This window comes from Fibrobacter sp. UWR2 (genome assembly GCF_002210285.1).
In the GTDB taxonomy this organism is placed as follows: domain Bacteria; phylum Fibrobacterota; class Fibrobacteria; order Fibrobacterales; family Fibrobacteraceae; genus Fibrobacter.
In genome coordinates, this window is record NZ_MWQE01000008.1 from 15835 (window position 1) to 34200 (window position 18366).

Annotated in this window: 16 protein-coding genes and 1 tRNA gene; 11 read left to right on the forward strand and 6 right to left on the reverse strand. The window is 56.1% G+C overall.

From position 1 onward, the window contains the following. The first annotated feature begins 3 nt into the window (after positions 1 to 3). On the forward strand, positions 4 to 411 hold the full coding sequence (locus tag B7994_RS10700) for a GIY-YIG nuclease family protein (protein WP_233143174.1): 408 nt from the start codon (positions 4 to 6) through the stop codon (positions 409 to 411). Here the strand turns inward: B7994_RS10700 and B7994_RS10705 are convergent. Beyond that, on the reverse strand, positions 408 to 2966 hold the full coding sequence (locus B7994_RS10705; RefSeq protein ID WP_088638459.1) for a sialidase family protein: 2559 nt from the start codon (positions 2964 to 2966) through the stop codon (positions 408 to 410). The two genes, B7994_RS10700 and B7994_RS10705, sit on opposite strands and share 4 nt — an antisense overlap. Positions 2967 to 3157: 191 nt before the next feature. Here B7994_RS10705 and B7994_RS10710 point away from each other — a divergent pair. Together B7994_RS10710 and B7994_RS10715 are read left to right on the forward strand one after the other, a co-directional pair. Next, positions 3158 to 3230, forward strand: a tRNA-Gly gene (locus B7994_RS10710). Between the two features lie 45 nt (positions 3231 to 3275). Beyond that, entirely contained in the window at positions 3276 to 3890 is a 615-nt protein-coding gene (locus B7994_RS10715) for a hypothetical protein (RefSeq protein ID WP_088638460.1), read from the forward strand. On the opposite strand, the gene B7994_RS10720 is transcribed toward B7994_RS10715, so the two are convergent. From B7994_RS10720 to B7994_RS10735, 4 genes are read right to left on the reverse strand one after another with little or no spacing between them, the layout of a single operon-like run. Beyond that, complete coding sequence (locus tag B7994_RS10720; RefSeq protein ID WP_088638461.1) at positions 3875 to 4780, reverse strand: HAD-IIA family hydrolase; 906 nt, start codon at positions 4778 to 4780, stop codon at positions 3875 to 3877. The two genes, B7994_RS10715 and B7994_RS10720, sit on opposite strands and share 16 nt — an antisense overlap. A gap of 4 nt (positions 4781 to 4784) precedes the next feature. Further along, complete coding sequence (locus tag B7994_RS10725; protein ID WP_088638462.1) at positions 4785 to 6053, reverse strand: hypothetical protein; 1269 nt, start codon at positions 6051 to 6053, stop codon at positions 4785 to 4787. Continuing rightward, positions 6046 to 6708, reverse strand: a complete 663-nt coding sequence (locus B7994_RS10730) for a hypothetical protein (RefSeq protein ID WP_233143175.1) — start codon at positions 6706 to 6708, stop codon at positions 6046 to 6048. Before B7994_RS10730 ends, B7994_RS10725 begins: the two co-directional genes overlap by 8 nt. Position 6709: 1 nt before the next feature. Continuing rightward, positions 6710 to 7621, reverse strand: a complete 912-nt coding sequence (locus B7994_RS10735; RefSeq protein WP_088638549.1) for an aspartoacylase — start codon at positions 7619 to 7621, stop codon at positions 6710 to 6712. A gap of 34 nt (positions 7622 to 7655) precedes the next feature. Between B7994_RS10735 and dusA the strand changes: the two genes are divergently transcribed. Both dusA and argF read left to right on the forward strand, forming a co-directional pair. Beyond that, a complete protein-coding gene (dusA, locus tag B7994_RS10740; protein WP_088638463.1) occupies positions 7656 to 8684 on the forward strand; it encodes a tRNA dihydrouridine(20/20a) synthase DusA in 1029 nt (342 codons plus the stop codon). A gap of 339 nt (positions 8685 to 9023) precedes the next feature. Beyond that, positions 9024 to 9983, forward strand: coding sequence for an ornithine carbamoyltransferase (gene argF, locus B7994_RS10745; protein ID WP_088638464.1), 960 nt, complete (start codon positions 9024 to 9026; stop codon positions 9981 to 9983). Between the two features lie 93 nt (positions 9984 to 10076). On the opposite strand, the gene trpS is transcribed toward argF, so the two are convergent. After that, entirely contained in the window at positions 10077 to 11072 is a 996-nt protein-coding gene (gene trpS, locus B7994_RS10750) for a tryptophan--tRNA ligase (RefSeq protein WP_088638465.1), read from the reverse strand. Positions 11073 to 11152: 80 nt separating this feature from the next. Between trpS and B7994_RS10755 the strand changes: the two genes are divergently transcribed. The 6 genes from B7994_RS10755 to B7994_RS10780 all read left to right on the forward strand — a co-directional run bounded on the left by B7994_RS10755 (position 11153) and on the right by B7994_RS10780 (position 18278). Continuing rightward, a complete protein-coding gene (locus B7994_RS10755; protein ID WP_088638466.1) occupies positions 11153 to 12310 on the forward strand; it encodes a ribonuclease D in 1158 nt (385 codons plus the stop codon). A gap of 3 nt (positions 12311 to 12313) precedes the next feature. After that, positions 12314 to 12904 carry a 5-formyltetrahydrofolate cyclo-ligase gene (locus B7994_RS10760; RefSeq protein ID WP_233143176.1) on the forward strand — a complete coding sequence of 197 codons (591 nt, stop codon included), beginning with the start codon at positions 12314 to 12316 and terminating at the stop codon, positions 12902 to 12904. A 45-nt stretch (positions 12905 to 12949) separates the two neighbouring features. Continuing rightward, positions 12950 to 13882, forward strand: a complete 933-nt coding sequence (locus B7994_RS10765; RefSeq protein WP_088638467.1) for an RNA methyltransferase — start codon at positions 12950 to 12952, stop codon at positions 13880 to 13882. 55 nt (positions 13883 to 13937) lie between these two features. Continuing rightward, complete coding sequence (locus B7994_RS10770) at positions 13938 to 15674, forward strand: AAA family ATPase (RefSeq protein ID WP_088638468.1); 1737 nt, start codon at positions 13938 to 13940, stop codon at positions 15672 to 15674. Positions 15675 to 15698: 24 nt separating this feature from the next. After that, positions 15699 to 17021, forward strand: coding sequence for a hypothetical protein (locus B7994_RS10775; RefSeq protein WP_088638469.1), 1323 nt, complete (start codon positions 15699 to 15701; stop codon positions 17019 to 17021). Positions 17022 to 17093: 72 nt separating this feature from the next. Then, positions 17094 to 18278 (forward strand): LysM peptidoglycan-binding domain-containing protein, encoded by a 1185-nt coding sequence (locus tag B7994_RS10780; protein WP_088638470.1) that lies wholly within the window; start codon positions 17094 to 17096, stop codon positions 18276 to 18278. Positions 18279 to 18366: the final 88 nt, after the last annotated feature.

Sequence of the window (18366 nt, forward strand, 5' to 3'; positions counted from 1 at the left end):
ACATTGCCTCATTTCGTCTACATGCTCCGTTGTGCGGGAAACCGTATCTATACGGGTTATGCTGTCGACGTAGAGGCGCGTTTCGAGCAACACAAGTCCGGAAAGGGAGCGAAGTTCACGCACGCGTTCCCGCCGGAATGCATTTTACAGAAATTCGAACTGGATTCTTATGAGGAAGCGCTCCGGCTGGAAGCGCGGATCAAGAAACTAGACCGTCCAGACAAGGAACGCCTTGCCGCAGGCGACCCTGAGCTGACCGCGGAACTCCTCGGCGGGCTCGGCGAGACACTCGACCGGAAGAAAAAGCGCCTAAGGAAGGAAGCCCGCAAGAAAAAAGAAACCCGCGAGGGGAAATCCACCCGCGGGATCAAGGCAGGACACTCCAACCCGCCAATATCTAGTGAAAGCTAGCGAACAGCCACCTTCTTGCTGAGCAAGACCTTTCCGCGACCATCCAAGAACTTGACTACATAGGCCCCCGCCGGAACCTTCGTGAGGCTCACGCGGGCATTGCCGGAGACTGTTTCCGCAAGCACCTGCTTGCCGTTCACGCCAAGCAGTAACACCCTGCCCTCGACGGAGGTATGGACCAGCAGGTCGCGGTTGTGAACCTGCACGGAAAGATTCATTACGCCAGCCACATTGCGGACATCGCGCATCCTGGTAATGAATTCCGTGCCTTCGGGTGCACCCACGATAAGCCCGCGGCCCACCGTGCTCATGTACACCACGCCGAACGTATTCATGTCACCCTGCACGAAGTTTCCGTTACCCGGGCCACCGAACTGGTGCATGTCATCGTTCACGCGTTCAAAAGTTTTGCACTTGTCGGTGCTGCGATAGATGCCAATCGGGTCACCTTCCTTCGCGGCACCCCAGATAAAGATGGTCTCGTAGTCGGCACCTTCCTTGGCCTTGCCAATACCCACGGCGATTGCCGTCGATGCGCCCTCGCAGCGGTTCCAGGTCTTGCCGCCATCTTCCGTATAGGCAAGGCCGTTCTCGCTGAAGCCCTTCGTAAGCCAGACCTGCGCCTGGTCCATCGGGACCCACACGTGGCCTTCCCTACCCGGCACCGTGCGGATGTAGTTGCTTCCGTTGTAGTATTCGCCTGCACTCTCGTTCTGCAAGCGTGCATCCTGCTTCACGAAATTCTTGCCCGCATCCGTCGACTTGTACAGCGTGCCCATGGAGTTCATCACGTAGAACACGTCGGGGTTCACCGGGTCGGCTACGATATGCGAATAGTTTGTCTGTTCTCCCGTCTCGACGGCAGTCCAGGTCGCGCCGTTATCGTCGGAGCGGTATGTCGCATTCTCGGGCCTGTGGAGCATCACCTTGCCATCGGCAGAAAGCACGATCCAGCCCTTACCGCCCTTAAGCGTCGTCTTCACGCTATCCCACGTTTGGCCCATGTCCTCGGAGCGGTACATCACATTGAAGTTCTGCGAGTCGTACTGACCATACACGGTAATCACGCCGGTACGCACCAGCGAACCGGAGAGCGGTGCATACCCCATGCTCTCGGTAGTGCCGACCGTAGGCTTATGGCGCTTTGCGCTCTCGTTGATGTTCGTGTAAGTTGCGCCATCGTAGTCGCCAATCGCCGTTACCAGCGGGCCACCCGGAATGCTCACGATATCGAGCGGAACAGTCTCCTCGATGCCACGGGACTGGAACTTCCACACGGGGACCTTCGCAGTGATGTCGTCCGTCATGAATATGCCATTACCGCTCGTAACCCAGGCCTGCTTGTTGTTGAACGGATTGATTTCGAGCGAGCCCGCCCAATGGATTGCGTTGCCCGGAATCCAGTCCGTGCCGTTCGCGTCGATGTTGATGCCATCGCCGTAATGCTGGCCGTGAACCCACGTCTTGCCACCATCCGTCGTCGTGTAGATGCGGTCGCCGTAGTTGTCGCGTTCGTTGCCTTCGGCATCCTTCGCGAGGTGACGGCCGGTGTACTTGCCCAGCGTCGAAATCACGATGTGGTTCTTGTCCTTCGGGTCAATCGCGACACCGCCATAGGAACTCTTGTCCTTCTCGTAGGTGGTGGGGCTCTGCTCGTGCGTCACCGAATCGCTCGGGGTGAGATCGGTCCAGGTGCCACCCGCGATGTTGTACTTGTAGAAGGCTCCGCTGTTAATGCTATGCGGGCCCGGGCCGTCGGCAAAAGTGATGAACATGTCGCCATCGACAATCTTCGCGCGGTGGGGCATCAGGCCGGTAGGTACTCCCGAAACGGTCTTCCACGTGGCACCGCCATCGTTACTCACCTGCAGGTTGTCCTTCGTGTCAGAAATACCGATGTAGATAGTCTTGGTCGAGCCGTCGGCGTTCTTGCCCTGCGCCTCGTCGAACATCACGAAGCTGATTCCGTTCACGTTGGTGAGGCTGTTCCCTTCGGCATTGGAAAGCGCGACCTTGTAGGCGCTCGTCCACGTCTTGCCGTAGTCGGTACTCTTGTAGAGGCCCTTCGTGCGGCTCCCGCAGAAGATGATGTTCGGCTTGTTCGGGTCCACCGCGAGCTTTTCGCCGGTCTGGCGTCCCATACCGTTGCCGTGGGCGAGCATTTCCACGTAACTCGTATCCCAGGTGGCACCGAAGTCTTCGCTCCGGAGCACGGCGGTACGGCCCTGGCTAAAGTATCCCGTACCCGCGAGCACGTAGATGCGCTTCGGGTCCGTCGGGTCGAGCGCGAACGCCTCGGTACCGTAGAGTCCCTTGTCGTTCTCCGAGATCCAGTCCATCAGCGGGATCCACCTCTTGTTCTCGAAATCGAAGCGGTAGATGCCGCCCACGTCGGTACGCGCATAGAGCACATTTTCGGCCTTCGGGTGGAAAATCACCGCCGACACGAAGCCGCCGCCATCAAAGCGGACGTTGCCCCAGTTGTAGTTTTCGGCCTGCGAGAGGCCCGCACCCGCCGCGACCAGCGCGGCACCCAGCATCAATTTTTTGAACATATTCTTACCAAACATAAAGGTACAATACCCCCATACACCGGATATGAAAATATATTATCGGATTGCGATTCGCCCCGAAATGCTGCCAGGCCGCCCCAAAAGCGTTTATGCAAACACAACAAGGCAAAAATCGCCCCAAATTTCCAGAATCCCTTTACAAAACGTCCTTTTTTTTTAAATTTGGAACACTCGCGGGAGTAGCTCAGTTGGTAGAGCGCGACCTTCCCAAGGTCGATGTCGAGGGTTCGATCCCCTTTTCCCGCTCTAGAAGAACCCTCAAAAAGGGTTCTTTTTTTCTATCATTGTCGCATGCATTTCCGCAAATTCATTCCCGGGACCCTGTTCATCGCGCTCACGCTCTGCGCGACAACAGCCTTGCACGCCGAGGAGGAAAAATCCCTGTGGCAGAGGTTCGTTGACTGGTTCAAGCCCGCCCCCGCACTCGAGGGCGAAGGCCCGCTCTATGACGAACTCCGCGAACTCGATGTCAAAATCGACCGCATCGAAGGGCGCTATTCTAGGGAGCGCCGCCCAGGCAACAAGACCCGTCTGAAAAAGGAAATGGAAGACCTCAAGACAAAGCGCGAAATGCTGGTCAAAAAAATCCTCGAAGAAGAAAAGGCCAAGAAGAACCAGCCGGCAGTCGCCGCGCCCGCAAGTTCTTCTGCGAAGCAGGTCCCTGCAAGTAGCGCAACAACGCCAGCAAGTTCCGCAACCGTCGCCGACACCAGCAAGCCCGCAGCCAAAACAACAGCAGCTGTCTGCACGCCCGACACTGTATTTGTGCGTGATACCGTCGTCGTTCATGACACGTTGTACGTGATTGTTGCAGGCAAACCCGGCGAAAATGCTGCTCCCGCACAAACAAACGCGCAGCCAGCCGACTCCGCCACAGCGCCACAAGCCGATCAGACTTCCAAGTAGTAATCGGGAACTATCCCAAGAGCGCGTTCATCCGCCTTCAGTTCCGCTGCAGGTTCGTTCCTGCCGACAATCAGCGCGCTGTCAATACCCGCATAGCGCGCACCCATCACGTCGGTCCCGAGCGTATCGCCCACCATAAGAATGCGTGAACTCGCCGGCAGGCTAGCCTTTACTTTGTTAAAAATCGCAGAAAACGGCTTCCCGAAATAATGAACGTTGTCGCAACCCGATTCACGACGCAGGCGTTCGGCCAACGCACCCGAAACAGGTGAACGCGAGCCATCAATTTTAGGCGCCCACGCATCCGAGTTCAGCACTAACAGAATGCTCCCTGGTCGACGCAAAATTTCCACTGCATGTTCGAACATCGATTCGTCTGCGGTCGCCGAAGAAACCGCTACCACTGGGCTTCCGGGATTTTCGACGGCGGAAACTCCGAACGATTCCAACACAGCCACACCCGAAGGACGGCCAATATAGTACAATTCGCGGATGGCGTTCCCCGTGCGCGAACATTCATCGAAGAATGTCGCCGCAAGGCTTCCCGAAGAAATGGTTTCTCCTGCAGTAAAGTCAAATCCGCGAGCATCGGCCTCGGCTGCCAGTACGCTTTCGATATTCGACGCCGCATTCGTCACAAGCCTAAGGTGCTTGCCTGCCTTGCGCAGCATGGAGAACCATTCCAGAGCGCCCTCATAGACAAACGACCCGCGGTTATAGAGCGTACCATAGCCGTCAAAGCAGAAGGCATCGTACTTATCTAACAAGTCACTAAGCCGCACACTGCGCGGCTCTTTTCCGCAACAATCAAAAGAAGACAACCCAAGGTTCCACCCCGGATCGATTACATTCCTGTACCGCTTGTAAATATCCAGTTCCAGCGCGTCCATGCAATCAACGGCGGGTCACGCCAAACACGCGAGAAACGGAACTAGCATCGACATCGCTCCTGTAAACGATCCTGCCGTTGTATTCAATCGTAGCAAAGACGTTTGCGATATAGGCACCGGTCGAAACACGGCGACGGTGCGCATCCAACAGGTTCCAGCGGAGCGTAAGCTTTGTCGGGGTCGTCTCGAAGCGGGAATCATCCCCCATCACCACAGAACTAGACCCGGCAACATAGGCGCCGAGGTTCGTATAAATTCTCACGTTGTAGGTAATCTTGAGTTTCGAAGGATCAATCGGTTCCTGCGATTCAAGTCCTTCCGCATTACGCAAAGCGTTCTCGAAATCGGAACCGAGAATTTCCATCGTCATGTCCCAAGTTTTCTCAATCTCTTCCTCAGGTTCGTCCATCGGGCGAAACAGTAACTGGAACACCGGAGCGTCGTTCGAAGATGCGGTACCATCGTCCTCGATTAGGTTCGAGGTCTTCAAGTCAAACGGGAAGAATCCCTTCACCTCGACAAAGCCTCCACCACTGGGAACAGCGTTGCCCGACGTATCCTTTAGGCAGCCCTCGGTTATTCGCAGGGAATCACCCGGCGAAAGCCTCTTCTCGAGAGCCAAGTCTTCATCGAACAGGAACAGCGCGCGCGAAGCGAGCATCGACCATTCTACAGAAGACGCCGGAAGGAATCTCACCGTAGAATCCTTCGCTTTCTTGAATTCCAAAATGGCGTCACACCAATCGACGGTCTCCGTCCATTCCGTAAAGTTGACTCGCAGGGAGTCCACTCGGCGGCCACGATAACTCTTGATATGGGCATCCAGTATCGCAGGAGCCATACCGTCTCGCATGTTGACATGGAAAACCGTGCTATCGGTCAAGTAGAGATTCAGCGTCCCGTAACTGCCCACCGGCATGTAGATAGAAGATGGAGTCGTCAAGTTCTCGAATGCATTCTGGTCCAAATCAACCAGCACCTGCCGTACGCTCGCGGAATCCACTCGCATCTTCGAGGCGGGCACCATATAGCGCGTAACAAGACCCGTAGAATCGATCCAGGTATAGTCCAGGCTATCGATCATCTCCTTGATGTATTCATCGGAAATCGCACCGAGGAAACGCAGAACAATCCGGTCCATCCGGCCATCGCCGTCCATGTCACGGAAAAAATTCTGCTTGGAACTCGGCGGAATCGGGCTCTGGATAAATGCAGCGAAAGCCCCGCTACAAAGCAGGGTAACCGCAAGACATATTTCCAAGACCTTACGCATCACTCCTTAATATACCATAATCTCGCCCTTCGACGGGTATCACGAGTTGCATTTTTGACAATGTTTTGATGTATTTCTTGAAAACTGCCTTAAAATCCTCCCCTAAAACCTCTTCGTCGTCGTTATCAAGGTTATAGGCGGTGTAACTTCCGTCGGCAAAAATGCTTATACAGCAGTCCCAGGTGATGTCGCCTTCCTCTTCTTCCTGGTCGTCATCGCGGTCCTGGCTTTCGAGCATGAGCATCGGGCGCGGTGCGGGGATAGCCTCCGCGTGACCATTTTCATAGACAAAGTAATTGCGGCTGACGAGTTCGTGTTCCAGCGCCATCGTGCTCGGCACACGCTCGAACTCGCCACGCAGGCGACGGATGTTTCCGAGGTCATCCTCGTACGGGTCCTCGAAATCCTTCGGGAGCACAATCTGGTAGTAGTCGAACTGTTTGCCGCTCGCGGCATAGGTATCCTTCCATGCCTGTGGCGGTTCGGGGCGCATCGTCAAGAAGTCCTCGAAGGAATCGAGAATGTCCTGCAGGCGGGACTCCCAGCCCTCGCCCCTCTGGGCCTCAATGAGTTGCATCAAGTTGCCCAGGCGTTCTTCGCCCGGAATGGAGGAAAGTTCCTCGCCCGGCACGCCGCTCATATCAAAATCGCTCATACTACCATTCCTCCACGCTCTTTACGGTCAGGCTCATCGCGATGTCCTTCTCGTAGTACGCGGGTTCGTTTATAAAGATGGGCCAAACGCTCTCGCGACCGTCCGCCTCGCCTTCGTACAAAATATCCTTACCGTCGAAGGTGCGGAACACCTTGTCGCCTTTCTTAAGTTCGCTAAAGTCACGCCCCAGCAAGTCCGGATGGATCATCGCCTCGATGGGGGCTCCGGCCCACGATTTCGGATAACCGAGATCGCGCAACTGCGTGTAGACTTCCACCTGGATGGGGGCACGCTTCTGCAATTCCCCGCGGTTCCATTCGTCAGCAAGTTCCAGGTAGCGCTTCACCAGCTTTTCAGCCTGTTCAAACAGTCGGGCATCCAGCGTGCCATGCTGCTGCGGGCCAATTTCAATACACACATCTGCCTTCGCGACGGTGCCAAAGTAGGGCGACGCACTGCGTTCTTCCGGCTGGTAGTAAATCCAGGCGTCATCGAATTCCTGCGTCAAGACGGCGGAAGCCTTCATCGTAAACGGGTCTCGAGCCGAAAGGATCAGGCAAAGCCCCATGTTCGAGCCTGTATTGTGCACATCGAGCAGCAGGTCGGTCTTCGTGCCGCCCCCCTTCGGGCCGTAAATGCGGTTCAGTTCGCGCGCACGCCTAAACTCGTACTGTTGCGGTTCAGAGGACGCGTCAAGACAAACCTGCGAAAAGGAACGATTCAAATCAAAGTCGCGGTAACGCCGGTTGAGCCGCATGGCCTCCAGGTTCGCAAGCACCAGCGCAACTTCGGCGCTGGGGCAGCACGTGCCGTAGCATTCGGGGCACGCCATCCACTTCTCGACCAAGCGAACACCCGTCCGCTCGTTCCCGTGCGTCCCGCCAGCAACGACAATTTTGTGTATTAAACTCATGTAATATATTATAGCAATTTCTACATTTGCGCGCATGAACCTGGACCACTGCCGCCGCCTATCCATCGCGCCGATGCTTGACTGCACCGACCGCCACGAGCGTTACTTTCTGCGCCTGATTTCGCGGAACATTCTGCTCTACAGCGAGATGGTCGTCGCCAACGCGGTGCTCCACACAAAACCGGAACAGTTCCTCGGGCACGAGCCCTTCGAGTACCCTGCAGTATTGCAGCTCGGGGGTAGCAACCCCGCAGACCTAGCGCATGCATCCAAGCTCGTAGAAGCAGCAGGTTTCCAGGAAGTGAACCTGAACTGCGGATGCCCTTCGGACCGCGTGCAGAACGGGAACTTCGGTGCATGCCTCATGAAGGATAAAAACCTCGTGGCCGACTGCTTCAAGGCCATGCAGGATGCCGTAAGCATTCCCGTCTCCATCAAGTGCCGCATCGGGGTCGACGAGTTCGACAGTTGGGAATTCTTTACCGATTTTGTACAAACTATCAGCAATGCCGGCTGCAAGATTTTCATTGTCCACGCGCGCAAGGCCTGGCTCCAGGGACTCAGCCCCAAGGAGAACCGCGAAGTCCCGCCGCTGCACTACAACTTCGTGCACCGCCTGAAGGCGGAGATGCCGGACCTGAACATCAGCATCAACGGCGGCATCAAGACGCTCGACCAGGTGGAAGAGCAACTGCAGGACCTGGACGGCGTGATGGTCGGGCGCGAAGCGTACGAGAACCCGTGGTTCCTGCGCGATGCCGACGAAAGAATTTTCAATGACCCGCGTCCCGAGAGCGATAGCCCCGCAGATATCATTGCTGGCAAGGCGCGGCCCGCCACCCGCAAGGCATTGCTCGAGGCCTACCTCCCCTACGTGGAGAAACAGACTGCCGAAGGCTGCCCCGCGACAATCCTCGTCCGCCACCTGTACGGGCTATTCACCGGACTCCCCGGTGCCCGCAAGTATCGCCAGATGCTCAGCAACAACGCCCCGCGCGCTACACAGTTCGGCGGGGCCGCGGCTCTCATCCGGAGCGCGATGGAACTGGTTCGAGAGGCGTAATTTCGCAAAAAAAAGCGCAGGTTCGACCTGCATCGCCCGTCCGGGATAAAAAACGCACTTTTCGCCCGAATCCCTTGACAAAACGCGCGAAATTTGCTCTATTTGGGGGCACATTTTTAAGTTTAACCTTTAACGGAGATACAACCATGCCTTGCGGAAAGAAAAGAAAGCGCAGGAAGATTGCGACCCACAAGCGTAAAAAGCGCCGTCGTCGTGACCGTCACAAAAAGAAACTTCGCTAATATCCGTTAGCATCTTCTTGTGATTTCCAAAAGACGGAGTGAAAAACTCCGTTTTTTAGTTTTTTTTGTTTTTAGGGCTTGCCCAAAGGATTCAAAAATGATCGATCGCAACAAGCATTTCCTCCGCCTCATGGACTGGAGCGAAGAAAAGATCCTCGAAACCGTCGAAATTGCCTCGCGCCTCAAGAAAGAGGTCCATGCCGGCAAGGTTTCTGACCGTCTGCACGGCCAGAACATCGCCATGTTCTTCGAGAAACCCTCGCTGCGAACCATCACCACATTCCAGGTGGGCATGAACCAGCTTGGCGGCCACGCCGTGCTGCTCGCCCCGGATTCCATCGGTCTCGGCAAGCGCGAAAGCGTGAAGGATGTCGCCCGCTGCCTCAGCCGCTGGGTGAACGCCATCGTGGTCCGCTGCTTCAAGCAGCAGCTCGTGGAAGAACTCGCCGAATTTGGTAGCGTCCCCGTAGTGAACGCCCTAACCGACGACTGCCACCCCTGCCAGGCCATCGCCTTTGCCCAGATGATTTCCGAAAACCTCGGCGGTTTCAAGAACGCCGACGGCAAGCCGAAGACTGTCGCCTTCATCGGTGACGGCAACAACGTGGCAAACTCCTTCCTCGCCCTCGCCTCCAAGGTGGGCATGAACTTCACGCTCGCCTGCCCCAAGGGTTTCGAGCAGCCGAAGAACGTGGTGGAAGAAGCCGCCGCCGGCCTCAAGAAGCACGGCTGCCAGTACCGCGTGTTCAACGACCCGAAGGAAGCCGTCAAGGACGCCGACATCCTCTATAGCGACGTCTGGGTGAGCATGGGCCAGGAAGGCGAAAAGGCCGAAAAGCAGAGCCACTTCCTCCCGTTCCAGATCAACGACGAACTCCTGAAGCTTGCTCCGGCGCACTGCAAGGTGAGCCACTGCCTGCCCGCACACCGCGGCGAAGAAATCACGGACTCCGTGATGGACAACCTCGACGTGAACATGAGCTTCGAAGAAGCCGAGAATAGGCTTCACGCGCATAAGGCAGTTCTCTGGCAGGTAATGACTCCGTTTAACGCCTAAATCGCGACACACAAAAAATTAAAAATCCCGCCGTTTTTTCCGGCGGGATTTTTTTATTGGAGATCCCCGCCTTCGCGGGGATGACACTCTATACTAATACGTACCCAACAGAGAACGGACCTTTTCCATCATCGCCTTCGACTTCACGCGGGCCTTCTCCTTGCCGTACGCGAGAATCTTGTCGATTTCCTCGGTGTGGTCGAGCAGGTAGAAGTACTTCTCACGGGCTGGGCCCAAGTGTTCCTCGAGAACATTCTGGAGTTCCTGCTTCGCGTGGCCCCAGCCCATACCGCCGGCGCGGTAGCGAGCGGCGAGTGCCTCGGTCTGTTCCGGCGTGGCAAAAAGTTTGTACAGTTTGAACACGTTGCAAGTGTCGGGGTCCTTCGGTTCCTCGATGCCCTGGGAGTTCGTAACAATCTTGCCGATCTTCTTCTTGAGGGCCTTGCTCTCGAGGAAGATGTCGATAACGTTGTCGTAGGACTTGCTCATCTTGCGGCCGTCAAGACCAGGGATGATACCCGTCGTTTCCTGGAACACCGGTTCCGGAATCGTGAAGACGTCTTCGCCGAAGTGCTTATTGAACTTGATGGCGATGTCACGTGCGAATTCCACATGCTGCTTCTGGTCCTTGCCCACGGGCACGATGTCGGCGCTGAACATCAAGATGTCGGCGTCCATCAGGCACGGGTAGCAGTAGAGGCCCATGTTCACGTTCGCATCCGGGTCTTCGCCGGCAGCTTCGTTCTTAGCCACTTTGTCCTTGTAGGCGTGGGCGCGATTCATGAATCCCTTCGGCGTAAAGCAGCTGAGGGCCCAGCTGAGTTCGAAAATCTCGGGGATGTCGCTCTGCTTGTAGAACAGGCCTTCTTCGGGGTTCAAACCGAGAGCAAGCCAGGTCGCCGCAATCTTGTAGATGTTCGCACGCATCTCGGCACCATTCTGAACAGTGGTGAGAGCATGGTAGTCGGCGATGAAGTAGACCGTATCGTAGGTCTTGGAAAGTTCGAGAGCGGGGCGAATTGCACCGAGGTAGTTACCCAGGTGAGGAGTACCGGTGGGCTTGATGCCCGTAAGGGAAATTTTTTTCATGGGCGCAAATATAGAAAACAGAATGATTTGTCCACAGTTCGATGCCCACCTCGTCTGTTATTTATTTAAATTTAGCGAAAATGATGCAAAACGAGAATTACATCCTGGTCGACAGCGAAGAATCCCTGGCAGGGCTTCTGGCAGACCTTGAACTCTATGAGATGGCCGCCGTGGACACGGAAGCCGATTCCATGCACCATTACCAAGCCCGGCTCTGCCTCATCCAGATTACCATCGGAGAGCACCACTATATTGTAGACCCGCTCTGTTCCGTCGACATTTCCCCGATTTTCGCAACAAAGGCCATGCAGACCGTGTTTTTCCACGGAGCCGACTACGACCTGCGGCTCCTGTGGCAGGCCTATGGCTACTCTCCCAAGAAAATTTTCGACACCATGCTTGCTGCAAAGTTTCTCGGGGCTCAGCATCTCGGCCTTGCCGACCTGGTTCGCGAGAATTTCGGTGACGAACTCAAGAAAGAGAACCAACGCGCCGACTGGACAATCCGTCCGCTTCCGCTAGAGATGTGTGAGTACGCCATTCACGATACGTTCTACCTGCACGAACTATGCGCCATCCTTTCGGAAAAACTCCTCGCGGCCGGCCGCATGGACTGGCTCATGGAACAATGCCAGGCCCTGATCGAGCATGCCAGGATGCCCAGCGAAAAAACGCGCGAGCACTGGCGCCTTACAGGCTCAAGCCTTTTCAGCCCCTGCGGGCTCAACATCTTAAAGCACCTGTGGGAATGGCGTGAAAAGCAGGCCGAACTCATGGACAGGCCTCCCTACAAGGTCATGCCTGCAGAACTCATGCTCGCCATCGTGCGCTCGGCACAGGCACATTTCCCCGACGTGAAGGTGGAACACCTTCCCAAGCTCCCGAGGAATTTCAGGGAAGAACGGCTAGACTCATTCAAGGAAATGCTACAGACCGCCATTTCTACGCCGGAAAGCGAATGGCCAGAACGCTTGCCGAAGGCCCCGCCTCCGCCTGTGGTCCCCCATTCCGAACTGCTCGCCGCCCTCAAGTTCTGGCGTGACGAAGAAGCCGAAAAGGAACATCTCGACCCATCGCTCCTTGCAAACAGGGCCCAGCTCATCTGGCTTGCCGCACCTGGATGCATGGCTTGGGAAGAGCGTTACGCCGAAGCCCACCTAATGAACTGGCAAAAGAATATCTGGAACCGAATCCTCCGCGAAAAACTCCCCACGGCAAAGCGAATCGGCGAGGACTAGCCCATGAGCTTGATACCGGCAATTGCCATCTGCATCCTGGTCATGCTTGTTTTCGGGAGTAGTCCCATTGTGGAACTTGTCCTCAAGAAGCGTCGCGAAAAGAGGGGCGAAGACGTCATCAGGGACCCCTGGACCGAGATCCACGAAATTCCCGGTTACAGGGACGCGCGCAACATCGCGGCATTCTACCCCGTGAAGGGCGAACCCAATATCAAGCCTATCATCCAGGAACTTGCCATAGAGGGCCGACTTCTGCTTCCGCGTTGCGAAGGCGATGGCATCATGAACTTCTACAAGGTGAGCAGCCTGCGCAAGGACTTGGTCAAGGGACATTTCGGCATCATGGAGCCACGCGAAGGCTTCGAGAAATTCGAAGGCGAGATTCCCGTGTTCCTCGTTCCCGGAGTCAAATTCAACTGGGACGGTTGCCGCGTCGGCCACGGAAAGGGATACTACGACAGGTTCCTTTCCAAGTACCCCAAGGCATACAAGGCAGGCATCGCCACGCCGGCACAGATTTCAAAGGAACCGCTAGCACAGAAGGAAACCGACATCAGAATGGATGTCATCATCGCCTGCAAGGAACTGTACTAGAGGCTGACAAAAGCACTTAACACAAGGAAAAAACGGAGTTATTCAATGGCTTTCAATAATGACGGCAACCGTCGCGGTTTCAGTAGTGACCGCAGGCAAGGGTTCGGGCACGAACGTCGGTTCGAGAACCGTTTTGAAAAGAGGTTCGACAACAGGGGCGAAAGGAAATTCGAGAACAGGCGCCCCTCCCCGGACAACGTGATTACTGCAATGGGTGACGCGGATTCGCAACCGCAGGTCGCCGTCGGAGGCATTAAGGAAGTCACTGAACTTTTGACCAAGGAACCGCTGAAGGTCCACCGCGTGCTGTTCATGCACCAGTCGGGCAACCCGAAGCTCTACGAACTGCAGAAACTCGCCAAGCGCTCGCACGTGCACGTGCAGCAGGTCGACTCGAAAATTCTCGACAGCTACGCCCGCCCGAACCAGGGTGTCGTCGCGCTGATGAACGAGAAGGAACTCCTGAACTGGATGGACGTGCGCGAAGAACTCTTTGCAGCGAAAGAGAAGGGCGAAAAGAAACTTATCGCCGTCGCAACAAATATCGAAGACCCGCGCAATCTGGGCGCCTGCATCCGCAGCTGCCTCGCCCTGGGCGTCGACCTGTTCCTGATTCCCGCGAAGGGAATGTGCGGGATTACCCCGAGCGTAGCCCGCACCTCTGCCGGCGCCCTCGAAAAGATGCGCGTATGCAGGCCCGATAACCTCGAGGCCGCCGTCGGTGAACTCAAGATGGCCGGCTACCAGATTCTCGGGCTTGACGCCGACACCGAAACGAACCTCGCCGACTTCAAGTTCGCCGACCAGGCCGTAATCGCTGTCGGCGGCGAAGACGTAGGCCTTCCGCCGTTCATCAAGAAGCAGTGCGACGCGGTGCTGCGCATCCCGATGATGCCCGAAGCGCACTCCTACAACGCATCTGTAGCCCTTTCCCTCGGACTTTACGAATTTGCAAGGCTTCGCATCAAGACGCCCTAGACAGGAAGCGCCCGATAAAATTATCTTGAAACCATAAACAGAACAGAGGTCTCTTATGGAAAGCGCAAGAAAAGTCATCAACACATTCCTCAAGACGAAGTACAATCCGAACGACCTGAAGAGCGAACTCTACAAGGCAGGCGAAGCCGCCAAGGAAGAGGGATGGACCTTCATGGACGCGAGCTTCCAGCTGGGCGGAAAGGCCCGCGACGAAGGTCTCTCTCCGGACGAAGTCGAACAGGTCTTGCGCAGGGCTTTCTCCTCGGAAAAGCGTTCCAGCGAACGTGAAGAAGTCCACCAAGAGGCTCCCGCCGCCGCTCCCGCAGGACAGGCACCGGTCGTAGAATCCATGCCGAAGTCAACAATCATCTCGCCCCTCCCTACGGGCATGATTTCGATGGAACAGATGCTTGCTCTTGGCCTCGACACGCAGTCGATGGAACTCCTGCAAAACTTCAAGATTGACCCCGAAGCCCTTTCCATTCCTTGGCCCGCTGCCGACTGGAGAAAAGACCTCGCGAAACTCCTTGAAGTGGCCTTCGAAAAAGACGAAACCATCGAGTTCAAGATTTCGGACACGCCCACGGCGACCGCCGAACTCGTTTCGAATATCGTCGACCGCGACGATGCCATCAAGAAAATCATGAAGAGCCTAGACTGCCAGGACGGCGCCCTCATCTGCGTAAACGCGACAAAGGGCGGAACGGATGCGACCGACGAAAGTTGGCGTTACCGCTATGCCGTCATTGACAACCCGAAGATGTCCCTGGCCAAGCAGCTTGCTTACTACAAGGCTTTGAACCTCCCGTGCGCAGCCCTCGTGAATACGGGCGCGAACTCGGTGCAGGCCTGGGTAAAGATCGGTGCAGTTGACCGCGAGGAATACGACGAGCGCATTGAATTCCTATTCAAGACTCTCGATTCCCAAGGGTTCAAGATCGATTCCGCAAACAAGAGCCCCAGTTTCATGGCTCGCATGCCGGGCGTGCTGCGTGGCGGCAAGCAGCAGTACCTCATCGGCACCGAGCAGGGCGCGAAGAACTTCAAGGAATGGAAGGAATGGGTCGAGTACTCCCTCGACGGCAAGCCGCTAATCGAACTTGCCAGTGACAGCGAGGAACCGCCAAAAAAAGATGCGAGCATCATCGAGAACATGCTGCGCGCAGGCGAATTCTTCCTGTTCCAGGCCCCCCCCAAGAGCGGAAAGTCGCTCGCCCTCATGGACATGGCTCTTTCCATTTGCTACGGCGAAGACTGGTTCGGCAACGCGACCTCCTCGAACGACGTGCTGTTCATCAACTTCGAACTCACGAAGTCCGTATTCCTGAACCGTCTCCACCTGCTCGGCAACAAGCGCGGGCTCAACGCGAGTACGCCAAAGTTCGGTTTCTTGAACCTGCGCGGTACGGCGCTCTCCCCGCTCGAGACAGCGCAGCTTATCGCGAAACGTATCGAGGGTGCCAAGAAACTCGAGAATCACGACTACCGCGTAGTGGTCATCGACCCGATATCCGCCGTACTCCACAACCCGAAGTCCATGCGACTCACCGGATCCCCGCACCAGATTCTGATGCAGATGATCGACACGATTATCGCGCTTACGGGCTGTGCCGTCGTTACCGCATGCAACAACGACGAATACCCCTACCTCCAGTCCCGCGCCGACAGCGTCATTTCGCTCTCGCCGGTGGAAGGCGCCCTGAACCTGTTCCAGATAAACGGGTCTTTCCGCGAATTTCCGAAAATGCTTGCCAGGGAATGCTCCTGGATCTACCCGCGCTTCCTCGTGTAGCAAGCACCACAAGAGTAAAATCAGATGTTCAAGAACACAAGAAAGAAAGCAACAGCCGGCCACGCCCCGAAGAAGCTGGTCGCCGGCAGATTCCATGCGTCTTCGCGCAAGGCCTTACCCGAACAGAAACCTGCACAGGCAAAATCCGCCCCCGTAAAAACAAGGGTCGCCAGTTTCGAAGACCTGAAGCAGCAGCTTACCGCATGGGCAACGAACGAACGCATTCCCGGCAAGATCCAGGCATGGTTCACACGCGACGCCATCGCTGACCACAGCGACTGGCGCATCATAAACAAACTTGTAGGCGGGCACGAGACACTCGTACTCGACGCCCCCGCAAAGGGAATGGAAGTTCCCGAGACCGTGCAGGGAATTTTCGACCAGTTGCACAAGGAACACCTCCGTACCATCAAGAAGGCGCTCCGCCAAATCTGGTTCCGCGCAACCGGCGACGGAAGGTACGCACTCCTCATACAGGCGAACGTACACGGCAAGAACTCCGGCCACGAAGTCAAGACCCTCGTGGAATTCGTACAGCACACTTACCCGCAGGTTATCAGCTGCCACCAGATCCAGTGCACGCCCAACCACATTTTCGACCCTGCCGCACAGCTCAAGATGCGCATCGACCTGCGCAATGTTTTTGGCAGCGCTTTCATGCCCATCGCAAATACGGGTTTCTCGACACATGTGCTCGACTGGTCGCCGAGAATCAAGGACGCCTGGCTAGAACTGCCCGAGCGCATCCGCGACGCCATCCATCCAGCCGCAGGCGACAAGTTCTTCGAATTTTACTGCGGGCCAAGCTTTGTGGCATCGAGCCTCGCGCAGGATTTCGATCAGGTCGATACCCTCGACTGCCGCGAGACCGCCATGGAATCCACAAAGATGAATTCCCGCAATCTCGCCGGCGGTTCGCTCAAGTTCCACCGCGGGCACCTCGAAGCGCCTTTCCTCGAGAAATTCTTCTCCCGCAAGGAGAACGAAGGCCGCTGGACATTCTACCTGAATGTCCCGGCAGAAGAACCCCTGAACGCAGAGCAAATCCAGGCAATAGCGGCCTCGCGCCCCGAACGCATCCTGCTGCAGGCCGGCGACCTCGAATCCGCAGCGAAATACGTCAAGCGGTTCCGCGCCGAAGGCTACATGCTCCGCAAGAACATACCCCTGTACCTCGAGCCCGGCACCGGGAAATTTGACCTCCTGATGCTCTTCGTGCCCGACAGGGCCGGACTCCTGGGCGGATTTGCGGCAAGAAACAGCAAAAACCGCAAGGTTGAACGTCCAAGAGAACAGGTTTTCGGCAAAAAACAGGGCGATATCCCGCATTTCGTGCAAAAAAAGTAGCCACCCCGCAAAAGAAAAGATTAAATTATAAGCAGTTAACTCGTTTTCATTCAAAGGGTTACAAGGTTCTGTATGAAGTTTTTCAAGTGTGCGACCATCACCCTCGGTCTGTCGGCCCTAATTGCTTCCGCCTACGTGGTCAAGGAAGGCGATACCCTCTGGGACCTGAGCGACGAATACCTGCACGACCCGTTTGCCTGGCCCGACCTCTGGGAAAACAACAGGCACATCCAGGACCCGCACTGGATTTACCCAGGCGACTCCATCTACCTCGGCGACTCCGTCCGTGACGAGCCCGTGATGGTGATTCCCGCCGACAAGAAGAAATACCCCTGCAAGGCTGCGGTAGCCGATTCGAACCTGCCCAAGGGCAATGGATACACGGTGAGCAACGCCGGCTGCGACGAGAACGACGAACGCAACGGCGAATTCGAGAACATGCTCGGCAACCTCCGCGACAAGGACAAAAAGCAGAAGAAGAAACGCCAGGAAGAAGATTCCTACTACTACAAGAAGCGTCCCGCACCGAAGATTTTCAACGGTTACTACCAGATTCTCGCTCCCGAAATCTACACTTTGGATTCCCTGAAGAACGATTCCAGTTTCGTCTCCGTCCGTTCGGGCGAAAAGAAGGAACCCATCCTCCACATTCCCGAAATGGAAATCGTCGTAGGTATCGGCAAGAAGACCCACCCCAACCTCAAGAAGGGTGATCTCGTCGAGATTCTTGACGCAAAGAAAATCGAGGTTCCCGCAAACCACGGGCGCACCTTCGACAAGTTCGCGCTCCTCAAGCTTTCGGGTGTAGCCAAAATTACCGCCATCGGCGATACGCTTTCCCGCGCGATGATCATGCAGAGTTTCCGCGAAATCAAAATCAATCAGTCCAAGTGCCGCCTAAAGCACCCGCTTGAACCGATTAACGTAAGCGGCTACGAGAACGTTCCCGAATCGAACATCGACTCGATGGCGCAGATCCGTTACGCAATGGACCCGATGCTCATTATCGGAAGCTATTCCTACGTGCTCATCGGTAAGGGCTCCGACCAAGGCTACAACACCGGCGACGCCGTCGCCATCTGGGAAGAAGACAAATCCGACGCCTCGATTCCCCCGCGCCTGCTCGGCCGCGGAATCATCGCCCGCGCCGCCCAGAACGAAGCAGCGGTCCTAGTCCGCGAAGCTTATTCCAACAACCGCCGTATCGAAACCGGTCATAGAGTTTCCGTTACCCACAAGGCTAGTATCGTCAAGTGACCAAAGCGCTACTCATCACAACCGGACTCGCCCTTTCGCTGGTGATGCTGCTCATGGCAAGCAGCGTCCTCGTGTTGTTGTTTCCAAG